Below are 24,161 nucleotides of genomic sequence, written 5' to 3'. Positions count from 1 at the left end.
ACAAATAGTGGACGACACACCCCGGAGGCCCTCATGGCACCCCGTCCCACCCCCGCCGACAAATTCTCCTTCGGGCTCTGGACCGTGGGCTGGCAGGCCCGTGACCCGTTCGGTGACGCGACCCGCCCGGAGCTGGACCCGGTCGAGACGGTCAACCGGCTCGCCGAGCTGGGCGCCTACGGGGTCACCTTCCACGACGACGACCTGGTCCCGTTCGGGGTCGACGCCGCCACCCGCGACCAGCACATCGCCCGGTTCCGTAAGGCCCTCGACGAGACCGGCTTGGTGGTGCCGATGGTCACCACCAACCTCTTCAACCACCCGGTCTTCAAGGACGGCGGCTTCACCAGCAACGACCGCGACGTCCGTCGGTACGCGCTGCGCAAGGTGCTGCGCAACGTTGACCTGGCCGCCGAGTTGGGTGCGAGCACGTTCGTGATGTGGGGCGGCCGGGAGGGCTCGGAGTACGACGTCGCCAAGGACGTCCGCGCCGCGCTGGACCGCTACCGCGAGGCGGTCGACCTGCTCACCCAGTACGTCATCGACCGGGGCTACAACCTGCGCTTCGCGCTGGAGCCCAAGCCCAACGAGCCGCGCGGCGACATCCTGCTGCCGACCGTCGGGCACGCGCTCGCCTTTATCTCCCAGCTGGCCCACCCGGAGCTGGTCGGTCTCAACCCGGAGGTCGGGCACGAGCAGATGGCCGGGCTCAACTACGCCCACGGCATCGCCCAGGCGCTCTGGCAGGGCAAGCTGTTCCACCTGGACCTCAACGGCCAGCGCGGCGTCAAGTACGACCAGGACCTGGTCTTCGGCCACGGTGACCTGATGAACGCGTTCGCCCTGGTGGACCTTCTGGAGAACGGCGGCCCGAACGGCGGGCCGACCTACGACGGCCCCCGGCACTTCGATTACAAGCCCTCCCGCACCGAGGACATGGACGGGGTGTGGGCATCGGCGGCGGCCAACATGAGCACGTACCTGCTGCTCAAGGAGCGGACCGCGGCGTTCCGCGCCGACCCCGAGGTGATCGAGGCACTGGCAGCCAGCAAGGTCGGCGAGCTGAGCACCCCGACCCTGAACCCCGGCGAGGGGTACGACGAATTCCTCGCCGACCGGTCCGCGTTCGAGGAGTTCGACGTCGACGCGGCGGCCGCCCGGGGCTTCGCCTTCGTCCGGCTCAACCAGCTCGCCGTCGAGCACCTGCTCGGCGCCCGCTGAGGCCCCGCCATGCCGCTGGTCGCGGGCGTTGACTCGTCCACACAGTCCTGCAAGGTGGTCATCCGGGACGCGGAGACCGGCGCCCTGCTCCGGCAGGGCCGGGCGCCGCACCCGGACGGCACCGAGGTCGACCCGGAAGCCTGGTGGCAGGCGCTGCGCAGCGCCGCCGAGGAGGCCGGTGGGCTCGCCGACGTGGCGGCGGTCTCGGTCGCCGGCCAGCAGCACGGCATGGTCTGCCTCGACGAGGACGGCCGGGTGGTCCGCCCGGCGCTGCTGTGGAACGACACCCGCTCCGCCGACGCCGCCGCCGACCTGGTCGAGGAGGCCGGCGGCGGCGCGGCGGGGCGCCGCTTCTGGGCCGAGGCCACCGGCAGCGTGCCGGTGGCCAGCTTCACCATCACCAAGCTGCGCTGGCTGGCCCGGCACGAGCCGGAGCTGGCGGCCCGGGTGGCCGCTGTCTGCCTGCCGCACGACTGGCTGACCTGGCGGCTGGCCGGTGCGCCCGGCCTGGCCGCGCTGCAGACCGACCGGGGCGACGCCAGCGGCACCGGCTACTGGTCGCCGGCCACCGGCGGCTACCGGCTGGACCTGCTGGAGCGGGCCTTCGGCCGGCGGCTGGCGGTGCCCGAGGTGCTCGGTCCGGCCGGGTCGGCCGGCACCCTGTCGGCCGGGGAGCTGGGTGGGCCGGGCGGCGCGCTGCTCGGCGCCGGCACCGGGGACAACGCCGCCGCCGCGCTCGGTGTCGGTGCCGGTCCGGGTGACGTGGTCGTCTCGATCGGCACCTCCGGCACGGTGTTCAGCGTCGCCGACGTGGCGGCGGCCGACGACAGTGGCGCGGTGGCCGGCTTCGCCGACGCGGCCGGCCGGTTCCTGCCGCTGGTCTGCACACTCAACGCCGCCCGGGTGCTGGACGCCGCCGCCGCGATGCTCGGCGTCAACCTGGACGAGCTGGCCGAGCTGGCGCTCTCCGCGCCGGCCGGGGCGGACGGGCTGGTGATGGTGCCGTACCTGGAGGGGGAGCGGACGCCGAACCGCCCGTTGGCCACCGGCGCGGTGCACGGGCTGACGCTGCGCACCTCGACCCCCGCGCACCTGGCGCGGGCGGCCGTGGAGGGCATGCTCTGCGCGCTCGCCGACGGCCTGGACGCGTTGACCGCCCAGGGCGCCACCGTCCGCCGGGTCATCCTGGTCGGCGGCGGGGCCCGGTCGGCCGCGGTGCGCCGGATCGCGCCGCAGGTCTTCGGCTGCCCGGTGGTCGTCCCGCCGGCCGGGGAGTACGTCGCCGCCGGCGCCGCCCGGCAGGCCGCCTGGGTCGCCCTCGGCGGTGACGCGCCACCTCGGTGGACACTCCAGGGCACCGAGGAGTACGCCGCCGAGCCCGTTCCCGCCGTCCGTGACCAGTACGCCGCCGCCCGGGGGCTGGTCCTCGACCGCCGCTGACCGGCGGCACCCACCCGCGTGACGACCTCGCCGGCCCGGTCTGGTTGGCTGCCGGTCATGACCCTGACCAGTGGCGGGCCCCGGCGGGCCCGTGGCGGCGGCCCGGCGCACCGGTTGTACAGCGTCGTGGTGTTCGTGCTGCTCGCCTCGCTGGACAACGTGGCGATCGGGCTGGTCCCGCCGCTGTACGGGCCGATCGCCGACGCGTTCGACGTGTCGGGGCGGCTGCTCGGCCTGGTCACCGCGGTCAGCTTCCTGGTCAGCGCGGTGGCCGCGGTCGGCTGGGCGTACGTCGGCGACCGGACCAACCGCAAGCCGCTGCTCATGGTGGGCACGCTGCTCTGGGCGGCGGGCACCGGCGGGAGCGCGCTCGCCGGCGGCTACCTGACGTTCCTGGCCGCGCAGCTCGTCGCGGCGGTCGGTCTCGGTGCGGTCGGCTCGGTGGGCTTCTCGGTGGTCACCGACCTGATCTCGCCGACCCGGCGGGGGCTGGTGATGAGTTTCTGGGGCCTCTCCCAGGGGGTCGGCACGCTGGCCGGCACGCTGGTCGGCGGGCTGCTCGGGGCGACCGACTGGCGGCGTCCGTTCCTGTTGTTGACCGGTGTGGGCCTGGCCGCCACCGTGGCCTACCTGTTCACGTACGACATCCGGCGCGGCCAGAGCGAGCCGGAGCTGGCCCACGCCCTGCACGAGGGCGCCGAGTACGACTACCGGATCAGTCGGGCGGACCTGCCGCGGATCCTGGCCCGGCGGACCAACCGGTGGCTGATCCTGCAGGGCCTGACCGCGCAGGCCGCGTTCGGCTCGCTGGTCTGGCTCCCGGTGCTCTTCGCCGAGCGAGCCGAGGCGCAGGGCTACTCAGAGTCGACCGCGGTGGTGGTGGGCAGCGTCTTCGCCACGCTGTTCCAGCTCGGCGGGGTGCTCTCCATCGTCGGCGGGCTGATCGGCGACGCGGTGCAGCGGCGTAACCCGGGGGGCCGGGCGCTGGTCGCCGCGGTCGGCATCCTCGCCGCGCTGCCGTTCTACCTGGTGCTGTTCTTCGTGCCGGTGAGCATCGACGTGCCGGACGGCGGCAGCACCGGCGCGGTGATCGGCGCGATCCTGTCCAGTGTGTTCACCGAACCGTCGGTCGGGCTGAGCCTGCTCACCGCGGTGGTGGCGCTCGCACTGACCTCGGCCAACTCGCCGAACTGGTTCGCGCTGATCGCCGACGTGAACCCGCCGGAGCACCGGGGGACGGTGTACAGCCTGGGCAACCTGGTCAACGGGGTCGGCCGGGCCGCCGGCAACGGGTTGGTCGGGGTGGCGTTCCAGGGCCTGAAGGTGGCCTTCCCGCCGCCGCTGAACTTCGCCGTCGGGCTGGCCGCGTTCCAGCTCTTCTTCATTCCCACCGGCGTCATGTACTGGCTCGCCTCGCGGACCTCACCGGCCGACATCGAGAACGTGCACGACCTGCTACACATCCGCGCCGACCGTCTGTAAGGAAGGGCCCCCTGTTAACGCCACGCGTTGTACAGGGGGCCCTCTTAACACCTGGGTCAGGTGCGCACCCAGACCGTCACGTCGGTCGGGACCGCCCCGTCGTCGTCCAGCGGTGCGCTGGCGGCGAGCAGTTCGGCGCCGGCCGGAACCGGCACCGGAGCGGTGCCGAAGTTGGTCAGCACGGTCAGCTCACCGTTGCGGAAGGTCAGCACCTCGTCGCCGGAGGATAGCCATTCCAGGGTGCCGCGGCCGAGCCCGTGGGCGCGGCGCAGCCGCAACGCCGTGCGGTACAGCTCGTACGTCGAGCCGGGCACGTCGCGCTGCCGGTCCAGCGCGTACTCCGCGAACAGCGGGGGCTGCGGCAGCCAGCTGGCGTCGGACGGGCCGAAGCCGTACGACGGCGCGTCCGCCTCCCACGGGATCGGCACCCGGCAGCCGTCCCGGCCGCGCTGGGTGTGCCCGCTGCGCGCCCAGGTCGGGTCCTGACGGGCCTCGTCGGGCAGCGTGGTGTGCTCGGGCAGGCCCAGCTCCTCACCCTGGTAGAGGTAGGCCGAGCCGGGCAGGGCGAGCATCAGCAGCGTGGCCGCCCGGGCCCGGCGCAGGCCGAGCGCGGCGTCCGGCTGCGGGTCGCCGATGCCGATGCCGTTGGGTCGGACGGCGCCGATCGGCAGGCCCAGCCGGGAGGCGTGCCGCACCACGTCGTGGTTGGACAGCACCCAGGTCGTCGGCGCGCCGACCGAGTCGGTCGCCTCCAACGAGCGGGTGATCACCGCGTACTGGGCCGGCGCGGTCCAGGCGGCGAGCAGGTACTCGAAGTTGAACGCCTGATGCATCTCGTCCGGGCGGACGTAGCGGGCCAGCCGCTCGGCCGGCTCCACCCACGCCTCGGCGACCAGCACCCGCTCGCCGGGGTAGCTGTCCAGGAGCTGCCGCCACTGGCGGTAGATGTCGTGCACGCCCTCCTGGTCCCACATCGGCGGGCGCGGCTTGTCCACCTCGTTGCCGGACAGGATCTCCTGCGGCTCCTGCCAGTCGGCCAGGTCGGTCTGCTTCACCAGACCGTGCGCCACGTCGACCCGGAAGCCGTCCACCCCGCGTTCCAACCAGAACCGCAGCACGTCCAGGAACTCCGCGTGCACCTCCGGGTGGTCCCAGTTGAGGTCCGGCTGTCCCGTGTCGAACAGGTGCAGGTACCACTGGCCGGGCTGCCCGTCCGGGTCGACCGTCCGGGTCCAGGCCGGGCCGCCGAAGACGCTCTGCCAGTCGTTCGGCGGCTGGTCGCCGGCCGGGCCCAGACCGTCCCGGAAGATGTACCGGGACCGCTCCGGGCTGCCGGGCGCGGCGGGCAGCGCGGCCTGGAACCAGCGGTGCGCCGAGGAGGTGTGGTTCGGAACCAGGTCGACGATCACCCGCAGGCCGCGGGAGCGGGCCTCCGCGATCAGCTTGTCCGCGTCGGCGAGGGTGCCGAACAGCGGGTCGACGTCCCGGTAGTCGGCCACGTCGTAGCCGGCGTCGGCCTGGGGGGACGGGTAGAACGGGGAGAGCCACACCGCGTCCACGCCCAGTTCGACCAGGTGGTCGAGGCGGGCGGTGATGCCCGGCAGGTCGCCGACGCCGTCCCCGTCCGAGTCGGCGAACGAGCGGGGGTAGATCTGGTAGATGGCGGCTTCGGTCCACCAGCCGGTGACCGGAGGACCGGAGGGGGTCTGCTGCGTCGGATCGGTGTTCAGGGTCGTCTCCCGTGTCGAGCGGTGGGTGGACTGCCGGTGCTGCTGCCGGCCGCGTCGCCGCCAGCCGCCGGCCGGCGGCGGATGGTTGAGTTTCAGTGTGCCCGGGGCGGTGCGGTCGATTCCCGGACCACCAGCCGAGTGGGCAGGATCACCGGGGTGTCGCAACCGGCGGTCCGTTGACCGACGATCGGGCCCAGGTTCCGGGCCCCGAGCGGGTCGAGCAGCATCCGGGCGGCCAGCCGGCCCTGCTCGGCGGCGGGCTGGGCGATGGTGCTGAGCCCGAGCACGCCGGCCAGGTCGTGGTCGTCGATGCCGATCACGCTGACGTCCTGCGGTACGCGCAGCCCGGCGTCGCGCAGCGCGGTCATCGCGCCCATCGCCATCTCGTCACAGGCGGCGAGGATCGCGGTCGGCGGTTCGCCCCGGGACAGCAGCTCGGCTGCCGCCCGGTTGCCGCCGTCGATGGTGAACGTCGACTCGACGTCCAGGCTCGGGTCGAGGTGCAGACCGGCCGCCCGCAGTTCCTCCTGGTACCCCCGGCGTCGGTCCAGGTGGGTGGTGAAGGCCAGCTCGTCGTCGGGGTCGCCGGAGATGTGCGCGATCCGGCGGTGGCCGAGGTCGAGCAGGTGCCGGGTGGCGGTACGGGCGGCAGCGACATCGTCGATCCGTACGCACGGCCAGTTGGGCACCCTGGTCCCCGAGCTGATGGTCACCCCGGGCAGGTCGAGGGCGGCCAGCGCGGTCAGGTCGGCCGGGCGCAGCGGCGTGGCGACCAGCATGATGGCGTCCACCCGCTTGTGCAGGTTGGCGGTACGCAGCACCCGCTGGCGGACCTGCTCCCGACCACCCAGGTTGTAGAGCAGCAGGTCGTAGCCGGACTCGTGGAGGAACTCCTCGACCGCCTCGACGACCGTGCTGAAGAACCATCGGGTGATCCGGGGGACAACCACCGCGACCGTGCCGGTGCGGCCACCGGCGAGCCGGGACGCGCTCGGCGAGACCTCGTAGTCGAGCTGCTCGGCGGCTGCGAGGACCCGGCGTCGGGTGGCGGCGGAGACCGTCGGCAGCCCGCGCAGCGCCCGCGAGACTGTGGCCGTGGACACCCCGGCTAGCCGGGCCACATCATCAATCTTCGTCACGGTTCCCCCGCTCGGTACCCGGCGCCCGCCGCCGCCCGAGGGGCCAGGCGGCGGCGAGCAAGCGGGTCAGCCCTTGACGCTGCCGGCGAGCAGACCTCGCACGAAGAAGCGCTGGAGGGACAGGAACACGACGAGCGGTACGACGATCGAGACGAACGCCCCTGCCGTCAGCCGCTGCCACTCGTTGCCCCGGGTGCCGGCCATCTCGGCCAGCCGGACGGTGAGCGGAGCGGTCTCGTTGCCGCCGCCAGCGAAGATCAGCGCGACCAGCAGGTCGTTCCAGACCCAGAGGAACTGGAAGATGCCGAACGCGGCCAGCGCCGGCATGATCAGCGGCAGCACGATGGTGCGGAAGATCTTCGGGTGGCTGGCCCCATCGACCCGGGCCGCCTCCATCAGGTCTCCCGGCAGTTGCGAGATGAAGTTGTGCAACAGGAAGACGGCGAACGGAAGTGCGAAGCAGGTGTGCGCGAACCACACCTGCGCGAACTTCTGTTCGTCGACGAGATCCCAGGCCGGCATCAGGGTCACGCCGCCGAGGGTGACGCCGGTGGAGAAGAACTTCAGCAGCGGCACCAGGGCCATCTGCAGCGGCACGATCTGCAACGCGAAGATCGCGATGTAGAGCCAGTCCCGGCCACGGAAGTTGATCCACGCCAGCGCGTACGCGGCCAGGGCCGCGAAGGCGAGCGGGAAGAGCACCGAGGGGATGGTGATCGCCAACGAGTTGACGAAGTAGCTGGCGAGCTGCCCCGATGACGACGACCGCCCGAACAAGACCTGCTGATAGTTCTCCAGCGTGAACTGCGGGTTGGTGAAGGCCGTCCACCAGCCGGTGGTCTTGATCTCGTCCTCGGGCCGGAGGGAGGAGATGAACAGGCCGAAGGTCGGGATGGTCCAGACCACCGCGATGACGATCGAGACAAGGGTCGCGGTACGGCTGTTCAGCCGCTTGCGGACCCGCCCAGCGGTGGTGGGCGTGGTGCCGTCGGTCTTCTGGGTGCCGGCGGCGACGGTGGGCGTTGCAGTCGTCATCTCAGCCCTCCCGCTGCTGACGGAGGTTGCGGATCTGGTAGATCACGACCGGGATGACCAGGATGAAGAGGAAGACCGCGAGCGCTGAGCCCTGCCCGTTCTGGCCGTACCGGAACGCCTGGTTGTACATCTCGCTGGCGATCACGCTGGTGTCGTAGTTGCCGTTGGTCGCGGTCCGGACGATGTCGAAGACCTTGAGCGTGGCGATCGTGAGCGTCACCACCACCACGATCAGCGCAGGCCGGATGCTCGGCATGGTGATTCGCCAGAACATCTGCCACGGGCTGACGCCGTCGAGCCGGGCGGCCTCCACGATGTCACCGGGGATGGACTTGATCGCGGCGGAGAGCACCACCATGGCGAAACCGGCCTGGATCCAGACCATGATGACGATCAGCAGCAGCGTGTTCAGCGGTGATTCGAGCAGCCACTGCTTGGGCTCGCCGCCGAGGCTGACCACGATCTGGTTGAGCAGACCGATCTGGTCGCCGTCGCCGCGGTAGGCGTAGACGAACTTCCAGATGATGCTGGCGCCGACGAAGGAGATCGCCATCGGCAGGAAGATCAGTGACTTGGCCACCGCCTCGAAGCGGGCCTTGTCCACCAGGACGGCGTAGATCAGGCCGAACGCGGTCGCGACCAGCGGGACCAGGACCACCCAGACCAGGGTGTTGATCAGGACCCGGACGATCGAGCTGTCGGAGAACATCCAGCCGTAGTTGCGCAGCCCAACCCAGTTGTTGCTGCCCGCGTCCATGAACGACAGCAGTGTGGTGCGGATGGCCGGAACGACCAACCCGACCGTGAGCAGCAGCAGCGTCGGCAGCAGGAAGAAGAGCGCGAAGAGTCCCTCCCCCCGCTTGCGCCGGCGGGGGAGCGGGGTGCCGCTGACGGACGCGGCGACCAACTGCGCCTCCCGCCGCCGAGCGAACCAGGCCGGCACCACGTCGAGGAGCAGGAGCAGACCGCCCACCACCGCGACGAAAGCGATCAGCCCGTACATCAGCATGAGGAACTTCGGCTGCTCCTCCGCGAAGTCGAACTCCATCGACCCTCCCAGGTCTGGATCCGCCGGTGGGCCGGCCCGCGGGTGCGGACCGGCCCACCGTTCAGATCACTTCCAGCTGCTCTCGATGCCCTGGAGCACCGACGCGGTGTCCTTGCCGTTGATCCACTCGACCATGCCCTTCCAGAACGTCCCCGCGCCGACCGCGGCCGGCATCAGGTCGGATCCGTCGAAGCGGAAGACGCCGGTCTTGTCCTGCAGGATCTGGACGGAGAGCTTGTCGATCGGGCTGGCGACGTTGGCGATGTCCAGCTTGTTGTTCGCCGTGACCCAGTTGCCCAGCTTCGCGCGGCTGTTGACGTACTCGCCGGAGGCGAGGTAGGTCTGCACCGCCTGCACCTCGGGGCGGTCGGCGTAGCCGACGACGAACTCGCCCGCGCCGAGCACCGGCTTGCCCTTGGCCGTGTCGATGGCCGGGAAGTAGAACGCGAAGGCGTCACCGTCCTCGGCCACCTTGGTGCCCTCGGGGAACTGGTTGGCGTAGAACGACGCCTGCCGGTGCATGGCGCACTTGCCGGTGGTGACCGGCAGCCCGGCCTCACCGAAGGCGGTGGTGCCGATGCTCTTCACCCCGCCGAAGCCGCCGTTCATGTACTTCTCGTTCTTCAGGATCGTGCCGGCCCGGTTGACCGCGTCGACGATCCGCGGGTCGTTGAACGGGATGGCGTGGGTGGTCCACTGGTCGTAGACCTCGGGGCCCTGCGTACGCAGGATCACGTCCTCGATCCAGTCCGTGGCCGGCCAGCCGGTGGCGTCACCGGACTCGATGCCGGCGCACCACGGCTTGATGCCGGTCGCCGCGATCGTGTCGCTGAGCTTGATCATGTCGTCCCAGCTGGTCGGGACCGTCCAGCCCTTCTCCTTGAAGAGCTTCGGCGAGTACCAGACGAAGGACTTCACGTTGGCGCCGAGCGGCACGCCGTAGAGGGTGCCGTTGACGGTGCCGTACTTCAGCCAGTCGGCCGGCAGGTTCTGCTCGGCCATCGTCTTGGTGTCGGCCCCGAGGGACTTCAGCTTGCCGGCGTCGGCGAACCGCTTGACCAGACCCGGCTGGGGCACGAAGGCCAGGTCGGGCGCGTTGCCGCCGTCGACCCGGACCGGGAGCTGCGCCTCGAACTCGGCGTTGCCCTCATAGTCGATCTCGATGCCGGTGCAGTCGGTGAACTGCGACCAGGAGCGCTCCAGCAGGTCAGCCTCGGCGTCACGGATGGACGCGTAGATGGAGACCTTCTTGCCGTCGTGGCCCTCGTACTTCTCGTATGCGGCACACTCCGCGGAGCCCGCGTTGTCGCTCTTCTTGTCGTCGCCGGTACCGCAAGCGGTGGCGCTGAGCGCCAGCCCCAGTACGCCGGCGATCGCGAAGGCCTGGCGTGGTCTGGTAAAGACCGCCATGCCGTCCTCCTTTCTAGCCGGCGCGGTCGTGCTCAATGGCCCGGCGCCGGTCCCGATGGCTGTGCACACATGTAAGCGCTTGCATCCGGTCCGGTCCAGCCCCTGTCAGACACGAGCGAGTAACAATCCGGAAACCTCCCGGCCGCCCCGTGGGCGCGCTCCCGGACCAGATCTTCGACTCTTTCGAAGAATGACGATATCTGTCAGGCTGAGACCACCACATCGAAGGTTTTCGACATAGGAGGAGCTGTATGCGTAAGCGGTGGATCAGCCTGCTGGTGACGGGCCTGCTCGTCGGGGGAGTCCTGGCCCCGGCCAGCCCGGCGCTGGCCGCGCCGACCTTCAAGGTGCCGTTCCCGTGCGGCCAGTCCTGGTCCGGGCAGACCCGGTCGAACCACAGCCCGGCGAACGCCGTCGACTTCAACCGCACCGACGACCTCGGCGACCCGGTGGTGGCCAGCGCCCCCGGCACCGTCGACCGCGTGACCGACCTCGGCGGCACCAGCTACGGCAAGTACGTCCGGATCAACCACGGTGGCGGTTACAGCACGTACTACGCCCACCTCAACGGCTTCAACGTGTCGGTCGGCCAGACGGTCGGCTACGGCAAGGTGCTCGGCTGGGTCGGCAGCACCGGCGGCTCCACCGGCCCGCACCTGCACTACGAGCAGCGCCTCAACGGCAGCGACATCCAGGTGCGGTTCAACGGCACCCTCGGCCTGTACTGGGGCACCAGGAGCTACACCAGCGACAACGGGTGCGGCTCGGGCAGCGGCAACGGCACGGTCGACACCAGCGGCACCCCGCTGACCGTCCGCTCCGGCCCGGGCACGGGGTACGCCTCCGTCGGGACCGTCGCCGACGGCACCCGGGTGACCATCGCCTGCCAGACCAGCGGCACCACGGTCACCGGCACCTACGGCACCAGCTCGATCTGGGACCGGATCGGCTCCGGCCGCTTCATCGCCGACGCGTACGTGTACACCGGTCACGACGGCTACATCCCCGGCGTGCCCCGCTGCTGAGGGGTTGAACGACGACGGTCTCCGGCGGGCGGCGCCGCCGGGGAACCGTCGGTCAGGAGTTCAGCCGCCAGATCGACAGGTTCAGGGCGGCGGCGAAGGTGACCCAGGCCCAGTAGGGCAGCAGCAGCGCCGCCGCGACCCGGGAGACCCGGGCGGACAGCGCGACGGTGAGCCCGATCGCCAGCCACATCGCCACGATCTCGGCGAACGCCAGCCCGTACTGCCCCGCGCCGAAGAACAGCGGGGTCCAGATCGCGTTGAGCACCAACTGGGCGGTCCACGCCCAGAGCGCCGGCCCGAAGCCGACCCGGCGCCAGACCAGCCAGCCGGCCACCGCGATCAGCGCGTACAGCACCGTCCAGACCGGGCCGAACAGCCACGAGGGCGGCGCCCAGTCGGGTTGCCGCAGGCCGGCGTACTCGTCGGTGGTGCCCCGCACGCCCAGCCCGCCGATCGCGGCCGCGACGAAGACTGCCGCCGCGAAGCAGGCGAGCGCCCAGCGGGACCGTCGGCCGGTGGTCGGCGGCACGTCCTGGGATGTCTCCATGGTCGAGATGTTTCCGTCCTGTCGGCGGTCAAACCGCTGCGGGGCCCGGGCCGTACGGTCCGGGTCCGCTTTCGTACGGTCTGGGCAGCCCTTCGGGCGGTCCGGCCCGCGGATGTCACACAGCAAAGCGCCGGGATCGCCACGTCCGGTGCTCCTGTCGGGAGGACGGAGCTCCGGCCACGGCGACCCCGGCGGGTCCCGGTGTTACGAGGTGCGAACGTCAATTGAAGATGCTGACACCACCCGGGCCGACCAACAGCCCGACGACGATGAGGACGATGCCCCACAGGATCTGCCGGCGGAACAGCGCGAGGATGCCGGCGACCACGAGTACGACTGCGAGAATCCAGAGAATCAGCTCCATGACCACTGACTACCCGAGCGTCCGATCGGGGAAACCTGGTCGGTGTCGGGTTGATCGCCGACATGGAAGACGCTGTAGGCCTGCTTGATCACCGGGTGCGCGACGTTACGTACCCGCACCCCACCGGGAGTGGTGCCGCGCTCGGTGCCGGCGTGCGCGTGCCCGTGCAGGGCCAGCGCGGTGGGCGCCGAGTCGATCGCCTGCCCGAGCTGGTACGAGCCGAGGAACGGGTAGATCTCCAGAGGCTCGCCGGCCAGCGTGTCCGGCACCGGTGAGTAGTGGGTGAGCGCCACCAGCATGTCGCAGTCGAGGGAGCGCAGCGCCGTACCGAGGCGGTCCGCGCTGTCAACGGTGGTGCGGACGAACGCCTTCATCTCCGGCTCGCCGAAGTCGCTCGCACACCGCCCGGCGAATCCGCCGCCGAAGCCCTTGACACCGGCGATGCCGAGCCGGCCGCCCGCGCAGTCCAGCACCACGCCGTTGCCCTCCAGCACGGTGATACCCGCGTCCTCGAGCACCTTGACCACCTGCGGCACCTGGTCACACTGATGGTCGTGGTTGCCCAGCACGGTCACCACCGGCACGGCCAGCCCGCCGAACTCCTGCGCCACGCAGCGCGCCTCCGACTCGGTGCCGTGCCGGGTCAGGTCCCCGGTCAGCAGGAGCACGTCGGCGCAGTCCGGCAGCTCCTCCAACGCCGGGCGGAACCGGCCGACCACGTCCTCGTCCAGATGCACGTCGCCCACGGCGGCGATCCGGATCACCATGAAGCCTCCCTCAGGGCAGTTGCTCGATCTGCGTGGGCGCCTGAGTGCGGATCACCCCGATGTCGCTGGTGATCGGCACGTCCGGGAAGCGCTCGGCCACCCGACGCAGGATCTCCGCACGCCGGTGCGGGCTCTCCACCTCGCCGTAGAGCACGAGGGCGCGCTCCCTCCGGACCACGGTGATTCCCTGTTCGGCGACGGCGGGATCCTCGGCGAGCAGCCGGTGGATCTCGGCCTCGACGTACTCGTCGGGTGGTCCGCCGCCGCTGTCGCGATGGTGGGTCACGGTGTCCCCTCTCCTGCCGGGGTGCCGGTTTCCGGCACCACCTCGAGCCGGTCCAACAGCACCAGGAACGCCTCGGCGTACGGCGAGTGCTGCGTCTCCTTGCGTACCCGTTCCCAGTCGATCTGCTCCCGCAGCGACCGGGCCAGCGGCAGGCCACGGGCGAAGTCGCAGTAGTGCTGGGAGAAGCTGAGGAGCTTGTGCACCATCAGCTGGGTGGCGGACAGGACCGGCATGTGAATCGCGTCCACCGGCCGGACGACCGTGTCGGCGAACGTCTCCTCGGTCACCGGCGTCTCGATCGGCCGGTGGATCAGATCGACCATCCGCCCGTCGTCGAAGACCTTCACCAGCCAGTCCTCCGGTGGACGCTCGGCGACGAAGCCGGCGGCCACCAGGGCCTCCAGCGCTCCCTCGACGTCGGCCTCCCGGATCAGGAAATCGACGTCGTGATCGCTGGAGTGACCACCGTGGGCGTAGACGGCGAAGCTGCCGCCCAGCGCGAACGGGATCTCGGACTGCTTGAGCACGGCGGCGACCTTCTTCAGGGTGTGCACCAGACTCTCGTCCCCGCGCTCAGCCATCTGGTTCTCCCGTCGGTCGTGTTGGTGGACAGGCGGTTGGATTCGAACTCCCGTACCCGGCATTCCGGTCGTCCACACCTGGGCCGGTCGCGGGCGGGTTCGAACAGGGATCAAGTACCACAAACTGCGCAGCTGGAGCTCAGGTCGGATAACCTGTCGAGGGTGGCCAGATCATCGGGGACGCGACGCGGCAGGACCCGGTTGCGCACCGTGGCCCTGATCGGCATCGACGGTTCGGGCAAGACCACACAGGCGCACCGGCTGGCCGCCGCGTTGACCGCCGCCGGCCGCCCGGCCACCTACCGCCGCAACGCCAGCGGGCGTCGCTGGCTCGGCCGGCTCGCCCACCGGCTGGGCCGCCCCGACGCCCAGCGACTCGTCGGGCGCGACGGCGTGCTGGCGGTGGAATCCGTGCTGCGCTGGCTCGCCATCGCCGCCGCCCTGCTCAGTTGCCTGCTCACCGGCCGGACGGCGGTGATGGACCGCTACTCGGCCTGCCAGTACGCCAGCATCCGCGCGCACGGCGGGCACCGCTGGGAGCGGCTGGCCCGGGCCGGCTACCGGTTCTTTCCGACGCCGCAGGTGACCTTCCTGCTCGCCGTCGACCCGGCTGAGGCGTACCGGCGGATCGAGCAGCGGGGCACCGACCACGAGACGATGGGCTGGCTGACCGCCGCCGACACCGCCTACCGCGCCCTGCCCGAGTATCCGACCTTCGTCCTGGTGGACGCGGGCCGCCCGGCCGAGGAGGTGACCGAGCAGATCCAGGCGCACCTGGCGACCTGGCTGCCGCCGTCCGTCCGACCCGACCCGGGCCGTCCGTCCGCCGAACCGCCGCCGTCCGACGTGCCGGCGGCGGGGGAGCGGACCGGCCACGGGGCCATCGGGCCGCTGGTGGCTCAGGCCCGCCCGTAGACCGGGACGGTGGCGCCGCTGGTCGGCGCGGACTCCGCCGAAGCGAGGAAGTGGATCACAGGGGCGATCTCGGCCGGGGTCACCCAGCGGGAGTGGTCGGCGTCGAGCTGAGCGGCACGGTTCGCCGGGGTGTCGATGACGCTGGGCAGCACGGTGTTGCAGCGCACGTTGCGGGACCGGTACTCGACCGCGACCGCGTTGGCGAAGGCGAGCACCGCGGCCTTGGCCGTCACATAGCCGGCCGCGCCGGGGAACGGGGCGACCGCCGCGCGGGCCGAGACGCAGACCACCGCGCCGCCACCGGCCGCCACCAGGTGGGGCAGCGCGGCCCGGGTGACCAGGTAGGTCGGCCGCAGGTTGGCGGTGAGCATCCGCTCGAACTCCTCGACCGGCGTCTCATGCACCAGCCCGCCGCTGGCGTAACCGCCGACCAGGTTGACCACCGCTCGCAGCGGCGCGGCCGGTTCGCCGACGGCCGCCTCGACGGCCCGTGCCGCGCCGGCCGGATCGGTCAGGTCCGCGACGAGCCGGACCAGCCCGTCGGCCGCTGGCTCCGACCGGGGCCGAGCACCCCGCTCCGGTACGACCACCCGCCAGCCGGCCGTCCGAAAGGCGGTGGTGACCGCCCCGCCGAGCCCGCCCGTGCCTCCGGTGATCAGCACACTGCGCTCCGCCATGCAGCACACGCTAGCGCCGCCCCGGCCTCTCCACCGCCCCGAACCGCTCCGCCGGGTCCACGCCGTCCGGTCGGCTCGGGTCGACGCGTCGGCGGGGGAGCCCTGCCCGGTGTGGCTGGTCGGGGACGCCGTACGGTCTGGCCGGACCCGGTTTTCCGCGAGCCCGGAGCCGTCCGGCAGGTTGACCCGGCCCGGCGGGGGAGGTGGCGCGGTCCCGCCGGTGGCACGCTTGGCCTGACGGGCTCGCCCGATCGGCGGTACTTTCCCCAACACGTGGAGTCATGGTTGACGCTCACGCCTCGTGAAAGTAAGTTTCATCCGTGGCGAAGAGTCCGAAGATTTCTGCGAGTCACGAGCCCGGTGGGCTGATCGTCCACATCAGCGGGCTGCTGCCGTCGCTGTCGCCCGCTGAGCAGCGGGTCGCCCGGTTGGTCGTCTCCGACCCGGCTGCCGCCGCCCGCCGGACGATCACCGACCTCGCCACCGCAGCCGAGACGTCTGAAGCGACGGTCATCCGGTTCTGCCGCTCGGTGGGCATGGACGGTTACCCGCAGCTGCGCATCCGGCTCGCCGCCGAGGCCGCCCGCCGGGTCGAACCGCCGGACGCCCGGGTCGTCGGCGGTGACATCCCGCCCGGCGCCGACCTCGCCCAGATCATCGCCACCATCGCGTTCAACGACGCCCGCGCGGTCGAGGAGACTGCCGAGCAGCTCGACCCCGCCATCTGTGAGCAGGTGGTCGAGGCGATCGCCAACGCCGGCCGGATCGACATCTACGGCGCCGGCGCCAGCGGGTTCGTCGCCTCCGACTTTCAGCAGAAGCTGCACCGCATCGGCCGGATCGCCTTCTACTTCCCGGACGTGCACACCGCCCTGACCTCGGCCGCGCTGCTCGGCCGGGGCGACGTGGCGGTCGGCATCTCGCACACCGGCACCACCTCCGACGTGATCGAGGTGCTGGAGCAGGCCCGGACGCGGGGCGCCGTCACCGTGGCGCTGACCAACTTCCCGCGCTCGCCGATCACCGACGTGGCCGACTTCGTGCTGACCACCGCCGCCCGGGAGACCACCTACCGCTCCGGCGCGACGGCCAGCCGGTTGGCCCAACTCACCGTGGTCGACTGCCTGTTCGTCGGCGTGGCCGCCCGCAACCGGTCCCGGGCGCGCAAGGCCCTCGAGGCGACCGCCGAGGCCGTCCTGTCGCACCGGGTGGGTGCGAACCGGAGGCGAGGATGACGGCCGGTGCGGTGGAGCCGGACGAGGACATGCCAGCACCGCCCGCCCGCCCGATCGTCCGGGTGGGCGCCCCCACCGAGCGGCGCAACCCGCTCAGCGCCGACCTCGACCTGATGTCGACCCGGGACGTGCTCACCGTCATCAACGAGGCCGACCGGCGGGTGCCGGCGGCCGTCGCCGCGGTGCTCGACGAGATCGCCGCCACGGTCGACCTGGCGGTCGCGGCGCTGCGCGGCGGCCACCGGGTGCACTATTTCGGGGCCGGCACCTCCGGCCGGCTGGGCGTGCTCGACGCCGCCGAGCTGGCCCCCACCTTCAACTCGCCCCGGCACTGGTTCTGCTCCCACCTCGCCGGCGGTCCGGACGCCATGTGGCGTGCCGTGGAGGACGCCGAGGACGACGAGCGGGGCGGCGCGGTCGATGCGGCCGGATGTGTGCGCGCCGGTGACCTGGTGGTCGGTCTCGCCGCCAGCGGACGCACCCCGTACGTCCTCGGGGCGCTCGCCGCGTCCCGCGCCAAGGGCGCCTCGACGGTGCTGCTCTGCGCCAATCCGGAGGCGGAGGCGGCCCGGTCGGTCGACGTGTTCATCGGGGTGGACACCGGACCGGAGGTCGTCACCGGGTCGACCCGGATGAAGGCGGGCACCGCACAGAAGTTGGTGCTCAACACGTTCTCGACCGCCGTCATGGTGCGACTGGGTCGGGTCTACTCGAACCTCATGATCGACATGGTGGCGACGAACGCGAAGCTCCGCGGGCGGATGATCTCGATCCTGGTCGAGGCCACCGGCTGCTCGGAGGAGGTCTCCCGGCGGGCCCTCAACGAGGCCGACGGCGATCTGAAGACCGCCCTGGTCTCGCTGGTCTCCGGCGCCGAGGTCGCCGCCGCGCGGGCCGCGCTGGCCCGCTCCGCCGACCAGGTTCGCGGCGCCCTCGCCCTGCTCGCCACCTGACTCCACCCGCCCGGGTCGCCGGCGGGAAGCGAACGAGGCTCCGGATTGTTCATCTTGGCGGGGGGTAATAACACCCTCGTGGATGAACCGACCGGTCCACCGGTGCGTATTTGGCAGTGACCAGGATCGCAGCGCAGTGGTGACCCGGGTCGCTGTGCCCCCGCGGCGGGCGGTGTTGCCATTGGTACGGGCGTTCGGGGATTCGTCGATCCGCCGACCCGTACGTGGTGCCCAGCGGCGAGCCACCCGACGGGGTGCTGACAGCAAACATGGACCGTGCTCTCAGCAACTACTCAGGCATTCGTGACACTTTCGACTCAGTACATGGAATCCCCGACACGTCTCATCTGTTGTGTAGGTGTCAGCACCGGTGGGCACAGCGGAAGTTACCGGGGGGCTGACGGACGTGGGGATGGCAAGGAACCGGGCAACCGGCGCGAGCGAGGGGACCGTGGGCAACGTGGACAAGAACATCGGCATGCGAACCGATCAGGTCGCCGAGGAGCGCGACCTCGTCGGCGTCTACCTGCACGAGATCTCCCGGACGCCACTGCTGGACGCCGCCCGGGAGGTCGATCTCTCCAAGGCGATCGAGGCCGGCCTCTACGCCGAGCACCTGCTCGGTGAGGACCGCGTCCCCGATGGCGTCGACCGGGCCGACCTGGAGCGACTGGTCGTCGAGGGTGAGCACGCGAAGGACCTCTTCATTCGCGCCAACCTGCGACTGGTCGTGTCGATCGCCCGCCGTTACGTGCGCTCGGGCATGCCCATGCTGGATCTGATCCAGGAGGGCAACACGGGTCTGGTCCGGGCGGTTGAGAAGTTCGACTACGAGCGTGGCTACAAGTTCTCCACCTACGCCACCTGGTGGATCCGCCAGGCGATCAGCCGGGCCATCGCCCAGCAGGAGCGCACCGTCCGACTGCCGGTGCACCTGGTGGAGGACGTTAACCGGATGCGCAACGTGGCGCGCCAGCTCACCCGTGAGCTGGGCAGCGACCCGGAGCCGGAGCAGATCGCGGCGTCGCTCGGCGTCACCGTCGAGCGGGTGAACGAGCTGCGCCGCTGGTCGCAGGACACCGTCTCGCTGGACACCCCCATCGGCGACGACGGCGACACCAAGCTCGGCGACCTGGTCGCCGACACGGACGCCCCGTCGCCGGAGGACATCGTCCTCTCCGGGCTGGAGCGGCAGCGCATCGAGGGGCTGCTCAACCACCTGGACGACCGGTCGGCCGGCATTATGCGGGCCCGCTACGGGCTGGAGGACGGCCGTGAGCACTCGCTCACCGAGGTCGCGTCCCGGTTCTCGCTGTCCCGCGAGCGGATCCGGCAGCTGGAGATCCAAGCCCTCGGCCGGCTCCGTGAGCTGGCCCGCGCGGAGGGGCTGCAGGCAGCCTGACCTGGTAGTAATAACGGCGAACGGCCGGCGTCCGATAGGGGGACGCCGGCCGTTCGCCGTATCCGGGCGTGGCTAGCGGACCCGGCCGTAGCCCTGGATGGGCATCATGTTCATGCCCCGCTTGAGCACGTTGCGGCCGGCGCTCGGTGCGTCGATCACCTGGTTGCCGCCCACGTAGAGGGCGACGTGCCCGAGCCCTCGGTAGAACACCAGGTCTCCCGGGCGCAGGTCACTCCGACCGATGTGGGCGACCGCCCCCCACTGCATCCGGGTGTTGTGCGGCAGCGACTTCCCGGCCGCCCGCCAGGCGGCGGAGGTCAGCCCGGAGCAGTCGTAGCCGTTCGGCCCGTCGGCCGCCCAGACGTACGGCTTGCCCAACGCGCCGTAGGCGTAGCGCACCGCGGTGCCGGCCGCACCGGCGACAGCGGGAACGTTCGCGGCCTCGGCCGCCGGCTTGGGCGCGGGTCGCTCGGTGGGCGCCCCGTACGCCTGCCGGCGCAGCTCGTACAGCTTGGTCAGGTCTCTCTCGATCTGCTTTTTGGCCGTCGCCAGATGGTGGGCCTGCGCGGCCTGCCGGGTCAGCGTGGCGTCCAGGCGGCGCTTCTCGTCGAGCAGCCGTTCCTGGCTGGCGGTGAAGCCGGAGATGCGTTCCTGGCGCTGACGGGTGAGCTGATCGAGCGCTCCGAGCCGATCCAGCAGCGCGGCCGAGCCGCCGGAACGCAGCAGCGCGTCCGCGGTGCGCAGCTCGCCGCTCTTGTAGGCGGTGTTGGCCAGCTCGGCGACGTCCGCCCGGCTCTGCTCGGCCTGCTGTTCCAGTGGGCCGATGCGGGCCTGTAATCGGGCCGCCGAGGTCTTGTTGGTCTTGATCTCCTCGGTGAGCTTGTTGTACGACTCGACGACCCGCTCCAACTCGGCCGAGGACGTCTCGATCCGGCGGGTCAGGTCGGCGGGGGACGGCTCGGCGTGTGCCGCCGCCGACGGGGCGATCAACGCGGCCGACATGCCGGCGAGCGCCATGGTGCGCAGCAGGTTTTTCAGGGATGACAAGAGCTGAAGGCCCCTCTCCCACGGCCGCCGACGGGGCTGCTGACGCCCTCGGCGACACCGACCGGGGCCATCCGGGTGGACGGCGCTGGGCCGGACCGGCTCGCTCAACCTAACCCGGGGCGGCTGTCGTCCGCAGTTGAAATCGGGGCGAATGTTGGCATTGTGGCGGGCTGGTGCCCCTGCGCCCAGTGACTTCATCGGGGCTGCTGACGCTCCGCGAGCCGGTCAACACGTCCTTCTTGTCACTAAATGACGGCTTTATGGTCTTCGTCGTTCCGGGCGTATGCCGCCGGATACCTGCGCTCCATAACCGATAAAACCTGAAATGGATGCTGTTTCTCGACGATGTCCGCCGGTCGGGCGAGCTGTCGGAAGCCGGTAATTGGGCCGGAGGGCTGGCGGTGCCGCAACACAATGAACACCGGAGCCGGCAATCCCGTCGACAGGCAGCGATGCCTGTGACCTGCGGGCCAGCCCGGCGAACCGCCCCACGGGAGGAACCGTGAATCGTGAAGGCGCGACGACGCGACCGCAGCGAACGGTGCCCGGTGCCAGGTCCACCCTGCTGTACGCGCGGCCCGGCATCATCGTGACCGTCGACCGGTTCACCGTCGGCCGGACCAGTTACCGGATCGCCGATTTGACCCACCTGCGCACTACCCGGGGTCCGCACGACCGGATCGCCGTCCGGGCGGTCGCGATCACCGCCGCCATGCTCGGTGGCGTCGGGCTGCTGCTCGGCTTCACCGGCGGCCTGCAACGGCTGACCGCGGAGGCGTACCTCATCCTCGGGGCGGTGTTCCTGCTGCCGGCGGCGCTGGCTCTGGTCGGCGATCGCTGGCGGCCGCCCCCGCACGAGCTGTGGGGGTGGCACCGGGGCGCGGAGGTGCTTCTGTTCAGCGCCGACGACGAGCGGCAGTTCGGCCAGGTCACCCGGGCGCTGCTGCGAGCCCGGGAAGTGAACCGGTACGGCGGCTGGGCGGATCCGCTCGCCTCCGCGGACCCGTGGCGACCCAACCGCTGACCCGCGCCGTCCCCGACACGGGCCGCGCCGGGGGTGCCGACGATCGGCCGCTCAGCTGGCGACCGGCTCCGGCGTACGCTCCGTGGGGCGAGCCAGCCACCCGGTGACCCGGCGCTCGGCGTAGAACGAGACGAACGGCACGGTACCGGCCAGCATCACCAGCAGCATCCGCTTCAGCGGCCACCCGACCCGACGGCTCAGGTCGAACGCGGCCAGCAGGTAGACCATGTACAAGAAGCCGTGCGCCTGCCCCACCGTCTCCACCACGACCGGGTTGTCGAACACGTACTTCAGCGGCATGCCGATCACGACCAGCAGGATCAGCGCCACGCCCACGATCCAGGCGATCACGCGGTACCGGGTAAGGGCTGCGCCCACCTTCGTCCGTCCTTCCGAGCCCCGGCTCAGCCGGGATAGTCACCGGGCCGGGCGCCCGGATTGGCGTTCAACCATGACAGGTAGTCGTTGTAGGCGGCCAGGTCCGAGTCGTCGGGAGCCTCGCCTCCGGCGGGGACCCGGGCGACCCGCACCGGTCGGCGTACCGCCGGACGGGACCCGGTGGTCACGGTCGGCGCCGCCTCGTCGACCGGTGCGTCGGCGGGGTCGGCGGGCGGTTCAACGGCGGCCGCCGTCCTCCGGCGGGCCAGGCGCACCTCACGCCACCACACGTAGACCACGAAGCCGGCGAAGACCGGCCACTCGACCGCGTACCCCCAACTGATGCTGTTGCCGGCGGTGGCCCGGCTGACCTGCCACCAGCCCAGCCCGAGGAAGCCCACGACCAGCACGACCATGGCCACGTGACGCGCGATCCACGCCGGGGTCCAGAGCCACCTCATGGCGTCGAGGGTACCGGGGACCGGGCGGATCTCCGACACCGTGTCGTAGTTGTCGTACGGCGGGGCATGGTTTGGCGACACCCGGTGTGGGCATCCGTCTAGACGCCAGCCCAAACGAGACCAGGGGGGCGATGATGACCGGATCGGTACGCGAGGACGGCTTTCCGTCCAGTGGCAGCAGGGACATGAGCCCCGAGCAGCGGGTGCCGGAGTGGGGCGGCGACCACCTCGCCGACCCGGCGAGCGCTGGCGCGGAACTCGAAGGCGACGAGCTCGGCGTCGACCCGACGGAGCTGAGCGACGAGGATCTGATCCGCGAGATGCACAGCCTGCACCGCACTCGTCTGGACACCCTCCGGCACGCGGCGGACTCCGCGCTCGCCAACCACCTGCGGCGCACGGCGGAGCTGGAGACCGAGTACCTGGCCCGCCACCCGGGCCGGGAGGTGGACCCGAGCCGCCTGCGGGACGCCTGATGGCGGCGCGTGCTGTGCGGGGCATGTCGGCGCCGCCCGAGGTGGTCTTCAACACGGCCACCGACCCGGCCCGGGCTTCGGCGTGGCTGCCGGAGCCGTTGCGCGGCGACGGCAGCCCAGCGACGGAGATCAGCAGCGAGGAACTGCGGGCCCGCTGGGGCGGCGGCGACACCGACTGGTCCGCGGAGATCAAGGTGGAGCCGGCGGACGCCGGCGGGGCGCGGATCCAGCTCGACCTGGCCGACGGCTCGGGTGGGGCGGCCCCGGACCAGTTGGCCGACGAGGCGCTGAGCAACCTGGTACGCGAGGTCGCCGACAACCTCCAGGCCGGCTGAGACGTCACCGGCCACGCGGGAGGACTGCTCCCGCACCACCACGACATGTGAGGAGGTCGGGTGACCGGCATTGGCCTGCGACAGAAGGCGGCCCGGCTGCGTCGGGCGTACGCGCCGCACGAGCACCGCCCGCTCGGCGGCTACCTGGTGGCGATGGGCACCTACGCGGGGGTGACCGGTGCCATCGCCGGCCTGGTCCGGGTGACCGGGCGGCCGGTGCCCGAGCGGCCCGCCCCGGCCGACGTGGTGCTGCTCTCCATCGCCACGCACAAGCTGAGCCGGCTGCTGTCCAAGGACGCGGTGACCAGCCCGCTGCGGGCACCGTTCACCCGCTACGACCGCCCGATCGGCAGCGGCGAGGTGATGGAACAGGTCCGTGACTCGGGCAGCTCCACCCGGCACGCCATCGGGGAGCTGCTGAGCTGCCCGTTCTGTCTGGCCGTCTGGGTGGCCACCGGGCTGACCGGCGGGCTGGTCCTCGCGCCCCGGCTGACCCGGCTGGTGGCCACCGCGCTCACCGCGGTCGCCGCGTCCGACTTCCTGCAGATGGCGTACGCGAGCGCACAGCAGGCCGCCGAGGGCGGCCACGACGACGATTGATTCGCGGACGAACGAAGCGGGGGCCGACGGATGCCGGCCCCCGCTCGCGTACGCGTCAGCGCTGCATGCCGGACCAGCCGTGCGGGGACTCCGGCTCCCGTTCGTCCTCGTCCGCCCCGGTGATGATGTCCCGGTCCACGGCGGTCCGGTCGTGTTCGTTGGCGAAGTCCGGCTCGGGCGTGGTGTCCCTGCCCTTTGGCGGTTCGCCGAGCGCCGGCACCTTCTCGTCGTGGTCCTCGTGGTGCGTCATGTGGGTGTCTCCTCTGAGGTGGTCGGCGAACCGGGCGCGCTCGGCCCGGGATGCGATGCGGCGGGCGCGCTCACCCGACGGAGCCGCCCAGCAGGTCGCTGACCTCGTCCACCGCGTACTCGCCCTCGGGCAGCGAGTCGATCCGGGCGAGCAGGTCCGCCGGGAGGTCGGCGGCCACCGCCCGGCGGTAGATGTCCGCCTGGGTGACCCGCTCCTGACCCCGGTACATGTCGTCGAGCAGGTCGTCGAGGGCCTCGGTGTCCGGTTCGCCGGCCACGGATGCGTCGTCGGTCACGCCGATCAGCTACCCGGGCCGGAATCGGTCAAACGTCA

General features: G+C 71.5%; 28 protein-coding genes. 12 read left to right on the top strand and 16 right to left on the bottom strand.

What is annotated here, in order from left to right:
• Positions 1 to 33: 33 nt before the first annotated feature.
• From xylA to ACWD5O_RS09485, 3 genes are read left to right on the top strand one after another with little or no spacing between them, the layout of a single operon-like run.
• Positions 34 to 1,221, top strand: a complete 1,188-nt coding sequence (gene xylA, locus ACWD5O_RS09495) for a xylose isomerase (RefSeq protein ID WP_450084997.1) — start codon at positions 34 to 36, stop codon at positions 1,219 to 1,221.
• A gap of 9 nt (positions 1,222 to 1,230) precedes the next feature.
• Positions 1,231 to 2,661 carry a xylulokinase gene (gene xylB, locus ACWD5O_RS09490; protein ID WP_450084996.1) on the top strand — a complete coding sequence of 477 codons (1,431 nt, stop codon included), beginning with the start codon at positions 1,231 to 1,233 and terminating at the stop codon, positions 2,659 to 2,661.
• 57 nt (positions 2,662 to 2,718) lie between these two features.
• A complete protein-coding gene (locus ACWD5O_RS09485; RefSeq protein ID WP_354963902.1) occupies positions 2,719 to 4,143 on the top strand; it encodes an MFS transporter in 1,425 nt (474 codons plus the stop codon).
• Between the two features lie 56 nt (positions 4,144 to 4,199).
• Here the strand turns inward: ACWD5O_RS09485 and ACWD5O_RS09480 are convergent, their stop codons facing one another.
• The 5 genes from ACWD5O_RS09480 to ACWD5O_RS09460 all read right to left on the bottom strand — a co-directional run bounded on the left by ACWD5O_RS09480 (position 4,200) and on the right by ACWD5O_RS09460 (position 10,505).
• Entirely contained in the window at positions 4,200 to 5,873 is a 1,674-nt protein-coding gene (locus ACWD5O_RS09480; RefSeq protein WP_450085058.1) for a glycoside hydrolase family 13 protein, read from the bottom strand.
• A gap of 92 nt (positions 5,874 to 5,965) precedes the next feature.
• Positions 5,966 to 7,012, bottom strand: a complete 1,047-nt coding sequence (locus ACWD5O_RS09475) for a LacI family DNA-binding transcriptional regulator (protein WP_354963903.1) — start codon at positions 7,010 to 7,012, stop codon at positions 5,966 to 5,968.
• Positions 7,013 to 7,078: 66 nt separating this feature from the next.
• On the bottom strand, positions 7,079 to 8,047 hold the full coding sequence (locus ACWD5O_RS09470) for a carbohydrate ABC transporter permease (protein ID WP_354963904.1): 969 nt from the start codon (positions 8,045 to 8,047) through the stop codon (positions 7,079 to 7,081).
• 1 nt (position 8,048) lies between these two features.
• A complete protein-coding gene (locus tag ACWD5O_RS09465) occupies positions 8,049 to 9,095 on the bottom strand; it encodes a carbohydrate ABC transporter permease (RefSeq protein WP_354963905.1) in 1,047 nt (348 codons plus the stop codon).
• Between the two features lie 66 nt (positions 9,096 to 9,161).
• Positions 9,162 to 10,505, bottom strand: a complete 1,344-nt coding sequence (locus ACWD5O_RS09460) for an ABC transporter substrate-binding protein (protein WP_450084995.1) — start codon at positions 10,503 to 10,505, stop codon at positions 9,162 to 9,164.
• Between the two features lie 251 nt (positions 10,506 to 10,756).
• Between ACWD5O_RS09460 and ACWD5O_RS09455 the strand changes: the two genes are divergently transcribed.
• Entirely contained in the window at positions 10,757 to 11,530 is a 774-nt protein-coding gene (locus tag ACWD5O_RS09455) for a M23 family metallopeptidase (protein ID WP_354963907.1), read from the top strand.
• Positions 11,531 to 11,582: 52 nt separating this feature from the next.
• Here ACWD5O_RS09455 and ACWD5O_RS09450 read toward each other — a convergent pair whose 3' ends face one another.
• The 5 genes from ACWD5O_RS09450 to ACWD5O_RS09430 all read right to left on the bottom strand — a co-directional run bounded on the left by ACWD5O_RS09450 (position 11,583) and on the right by ACWD5O_RS09430 (position 14,138).
• Complete coding sequence (locus ACWD5O_RS09450; RefSeq protein ID WP_354963908.1) at positions 11,583 to 12,077, bottom strand: TspO/MBR family protein; 495 nt, start codon at positions 12,075 to 12,077, stop codon at positions 11,583 to 11,585.
• 220 nt (positions 12,078 to 12,297) lie between these two features.
• The gene (locus tag ACWD5O_RS09445; protein WP_007464364.1) at positions 12,298 to 12,441 is read right to left on the bottom strand and encodes a GPGG-motif small membrane protein; all 144 of its coding nucleotides are present in this window, start codon (positions 12,439 to 12,441) and stop codon (positions 12,298 to 12,300) included.
• Complete coding sequence (locus ACWD5O_RS09440) at positions 12,432 to 13,208, bottom strand: metallophosphoesterase family protein (protein WP_354963909.1); 777 nt, start codon at positions 13,206 to 13,208, stop codon at positions 12,432 to 12,434. Before ACWD5O_RS09440 ends, ACWD5O_RS09445 begins: the two co-directional genes overlap by 10 nt.
• Positions 13,209 to 13,218: 10 nt before the next feature.
• The gene (locus ACWD5O_RS09435) at positions 13,219 to 13,494 is read right to left on the bottom strand and encodes a BON domain-containing protein (RefSeq protein WP_354963910.1); all 276 of its coding nucleotides are present in this window, start codon (positions 13,492 to 13,494) and stop codon (positions 13,219 to 13,221) included.
• On the bottom strand, positions 13,491 to 14,138 hold the full coding sequence (locus ACWD5O_RS09430) for a nucleotidyltransferase family protein (protein WP_354963911.1): 648 nt from the start codon (positions 14,136 to 14,138) through the stop codon (positions 13,491 to 13,493). The genes ACWD5O_RS09435 and ACWD5O_RS09430 overlap by 4 nt, the downstream gene beginning before the upstream one ends.
• A gap of 99 nt (positions 14,139 to 14,237) precedes the next feature.
• Between ACWD5O_RS09430 and ACWD5O_RS09425 the strand changes: the two genes are divergently transcribed.
• Positions 14,238 to 14,990, top strand: coding sequence for a dTMP kinase (locus ACWD5O_RS09425; protein ID WP_354963912.1), 753 nt, complete (start codon positions 14,238 to 14,240; stop codon positions 14,988 to 14,990).
• Here ACWD5O_RS09425 and ACWD5O_RS09420 read toward each other — a convergent pair.
• Positions 14,975 to 15,667, bottom strand: coding sequence for an SDR family NAD(P)-dependent oxidoreductase (locus ACWD5O_RS09420; protein ID WP_450084994.1), 693 nt, complete (start codon positions 15,665 to 15,667; stop codon positions 14,975 to 14,977). The two genes, ACWD5O_RS09425 and ACWD5O_RS09420, sit on opposite strands and share 16 nt — an antisense overlap.
• Positions 15,668 to 15,987: 320 nt before the next feature.
• On the opposite strand from ACWD5O_RS09420, the gene ACWD5O_RS09415 reads away from it, so the two are divergent.
• From ACWD5O_RS09415 to ACWD5O_RS09405, 3 genes are all read left to right on the top strand, one after another.
• A complete protein-coding gene (locus tag ACWD5O_RS09415; protein WP_354963914.1) occupies positions 15,988 to 16,902 on the top strand; it encodes a MurR/RpiR family transcriptional regulator in 915 nt (304 codons plus the stop codon).
• Complete coding sequence (gene murQ / locus ACWD5O_RS09410; protein WP_354963915.1) at positions 16,899 to 17,855, top strand: N-acetylmuramic acid 6-phosphate etherase; 957 nt, start codon at positions 16,899 to 16,901, stop codon at positions 17,853 to 17,855. The genes ACWD5O_RS09415 and murQ overlap by 4 nt, the downstream gene beginning before the upstream one ends.
• Positions 17,856 to 18,267: 412 nt before the next feature.
• The gene (locus ACWD5O_RS09405) at positions 18,268 to 19,257 is read left to right on the top strand and encodes a sigma-70 family RNA polymerase sigma factor (RefSeq protein WP_354963916.1); all 990 of its coding nucleotides are present in this window, start codon (positions 18,268 to 18,270) and stop codon (positions 19,255 to 19,257) included.
• A 72-nt stretch (positions 19,258 to 19,329) separates the two neighbouring features.
• Here the strand turns inward: ACWD5O_RS09405 and ACWD5O_RS09400 are convergent, their stop codons facing one another.
• On the bottom strand, positions 19,330 to 20,304 hold the full coding sequence (locus ACWD5O_RS09400) for an NlpC/P60 family protein (RefSeq protein ID WP_450084993.1): 975 nt from the start codon (positions 20,302 to 20,304) through the stop codon (positions 19,330 to 19,332).
• A 502-nt stretch (positions 20,305 to 20,806) separates the two neighbouring features.
• Here ACWD5O_RS09400 and ACWD5O_RS09395 point away from each other — a divergent pair.
• Complete coding sequence (locus ACWD5O_RS09395) at positions 20,807 to 21,328, top strand: DUF6232 family protein (RefSeq protein WP_354963918.1); 522 nt, start codon at positions 20,807 to 20,809, stop codon at positions 21,326 to 21,328.
• Between the two features lie 51 nt (positions 21,329 to 21,379).
• On the opposite strand, the gene ACWD5O_RS09390 is transcribed toward ACWD5O_RS09395, so the two are convergent.
• Both ACWD5O_RS09390 and ACWD5O_RS09385 read right to left on the bottom strand, forming a co-directional pair.
• On the bottom strand, positions 21,380 to 21,706 hold the full coding sequence (locus ACWD5O_RS09390) for a DUF3817 domain-containing protein (RefSeq protein ID WP_354963919.1): 327 nt from the start codon (positions 21,704 to 21,706) through the stop codon (positions 21,380 to 21,382).
• 26 nt (positions 21,707 to 21,732) lie between these two features.
• Entirely contained in the window at positions 21,733 to 22,167 is a 435-nt protein-coding gene (locus ACWD5O_RS09385) for a hypothetical protein (protein ID WP_354963920.1), read from the bottom strand.
• A 131-nt stretch (positions 22,168 to 22,298) separates the two neighbouring features.
• Here ACWD5O_RS09385 and ACWD5O_RS09380 point away from each other — a divergent pair, with 131 nt between their 5' ends.
• Genes ACWD5O_RS09380 through ACWD5O_RS09370 form a run of 3 tightly spaced genes read left to right on the top strand, consistent with a single transcriptional unit; the run spans position 22,299 to position 23,578 of the window.
• Positions 22,299 to 22,643, top strand: coding sequence for a DUF6158 family protein (locus ACWD5O_RS09380; RefSeq protein ID WP_354963921.1), 345 nt, complete (start codon positions 22,299 to 22,301; stop codon positions 22,641 to 22,643).
• Positions 22,643 to 22,978, top strand: a complete 336-nt coding sequence (locus ACWD5O_RS09375) for a hypothetical protein (protein ID WP_354963922.1) — start codon at positions 22,643 to 22,645, stop codon at positions 22,976 to 22,978. The genes ACWD5O_RS09380 and ACWD5O_RS09375 overlap by 1 nt, the downstream gene beginning before the upstream one ends.
• A 60-nt stretch (positions 22,979 to 23,038) precedes the next feature.
• Entirely contained in the window at positions 23,039 to 23,578 is a 540-nt protein-coding gene (locus ACWD5O_RS09370) for a DUF1360 domain-containing protein (protein WP_354963923.1), read from the top strand.
• 55 nt (positions 23,579 to 23,633) lie between these two features.
• Here ACWD5O_RS09370 and ACWD5O_RS09365 read toward each other — a convergent pair whose 3' ends face one another.
• Both ACWD5O_RS09365 and ACWD5O_RS09360 read right to left on the bottom strand, forming a co-directional pair.
• The gene (locus tag ACWD5O_RS09365; RefSeq protein ID WP_354963924.1) at positions 23,634 to 23,828 is read right to left on the bottom strand and encodes a hypothetical protein; all 195 of its coding nucleotides are present in this window, start codon (positions 23,826 to 23,828) and stop codon (positions 23,634 to 23,636) included.
• A 70-nt stretch (positions 23,829 to 23,898) separates the two neighbouring features.
• Entirely contained in the window at positions 23,899 to 24,132 is a 234-nt protein-coding gene (locus ACWD5O_RS09360; RefSeq protein WP_387326225.1) for a hypothetical protein, read from the bottom strand.
• Between the last annotated feature and the right edge of the window lie 29 nt (positions 24,133 to 24,161).

Source organism: Micromonospora sp. NPDC005161, from assembly GCF_053599855.1.
The sequence above is the reverse complement of the archived record's forward strand: the minus strand, read 5'-3'. Positions and strand labels throughout refer to the sequence as shown.

Excerpts from the sequence above, each read along its gene's own strand:
- ACWD5O_RS09470 (WP_354963904.1), bottom strand. The coding sequence starts at position 8,047 with ATGACGACTGCAACGCCCACCGTCGCCGCCGGCACCCAGAAGACCGAC.
- ACWD5O_RS09380 (WP_354963921.1), top strand. The coding sequence starts at position 22,299 with ATGATGACCGGATCGGTACGCGAGGACGGCTTTCCGTCCAGTGGCAGC.
- ACWD5O_RS09445 (WP_007464364.1), bottom strand. The coding sequence starts at position 12,441 with ATGGAGCTGATTCTCTGGATTCTCGCAGTCGTACTCGTGGTCGCCGGC.
- ACWD5O_RS09365 (WP_354963924.1), bottom strand. The coding sequence starts at position 23,828 with ATGACGCACCACGAGGACCACGACGAGAAGGTGCCGGCGCTCGGCGAA.
- ACWD5O_RS09450 (WP_354963908.1), bottom strand. The coding sequence starts at position 12,077 with ATGGAGACATCCCAGGACGTGCCGCCGACCACCGGCCGACGGTCCCGC.
- ACWD5O_RS09465 (WP_354963905.1), bottom strand. The coding sequence starts at position 9,095 with ATGGAGTTCGACTTCGCGGAGGAGCAGCCGAAGTTCCTCATGCTGATG.
- murQ (WP_354963915.1), top strand. The coding sequence starts at position 16,899 with ATGACGGCCGGTGCGGTGGAGCCGGACGAGGACATGCCAGCACCGCCC.
- ACWD5O_RS09405 (WP_354963916.1), top strand. The coding sequence starts at position 18,268 with ATGGCAAGGAACCGGGCAACCGGCGCGAGCGAGGGGACCGTGGGCAAC.
- ACWD5O_RS09460 (WP_450084995.1), bottom strand. The coding sequence starts at position 10,505 with ATGGCGGTCTTTACCAGACCACGCCAGGCCTTCGCGATCGCCGGCGTA.
- ACWD5O_RS09430 (WP_354963911.1), bottom strand. The coding sequence starts at position 14,138 with ATGCCGGGTACGGGAGTTCGAATCCAACCGCCTGTCCACCAACACGAC.
- ACWD5O_RS09440 (WP_354963909.1), bottom strand. The coding sequence starts at position 13,208 with ATGGTGATCCGGATCGCCGCCGTGGGCGACGTGCATCTGGACGAGGAC.
- ACWD5O_RS09385 (WP_354963920.1), bottom strand. The coding sequence starts at position 22,167 with ATGAGGTGGCTCTGGACCCCGGCGTGGATCGCGCGTCACGTGGCCATG.
- ACWD5O_RS09375 (WP_354963922.1), top strand. The coding sequence starts at position 22,643 with ATGGCGGCGCGTGCTGTGCGGGGCATGTCGGCGCCGCCCGAGGTGGTC.
- ACWD5O_RS09455 (WP_354963907.1), top strand. The coding sequence starts at position 10,757 with ATGCGTAAGCGGTGGATCAGCCTGCTGGTGACGGGCCTGCTCGTCGGG.
- xylA (WP_450084997.1), top strand. The coding sequence starts at position 34 with ATGGCACCCCGTCCCACCCCCGCCGACAAATTCTCCTTCGGGCTCTGG.
- ACWD5O_RS09420 (WP_450084994.1), bottom strand. The coding sequence starts at position 15,667 with ATGGCGGAGCGCAGTGTGCTGATCACCGGAGGCACGGGCGGGCTCGGC.
- xylB (WP_450084996.1), top strand. The coding sequence starts at position 1,231 with ATGCCGCTGGTCGCGGGCGTTGACTCGTCCACACAGTCCTGCAAGGTG.
- ACWD5O_RS09485 (WP_354963902.1), top strand. The coding sequence starts at position 2,719 with ATGACCCTGACCAGTGGCGGGCCCCGGCGGGCCCGTGGCGGCGGCCCG.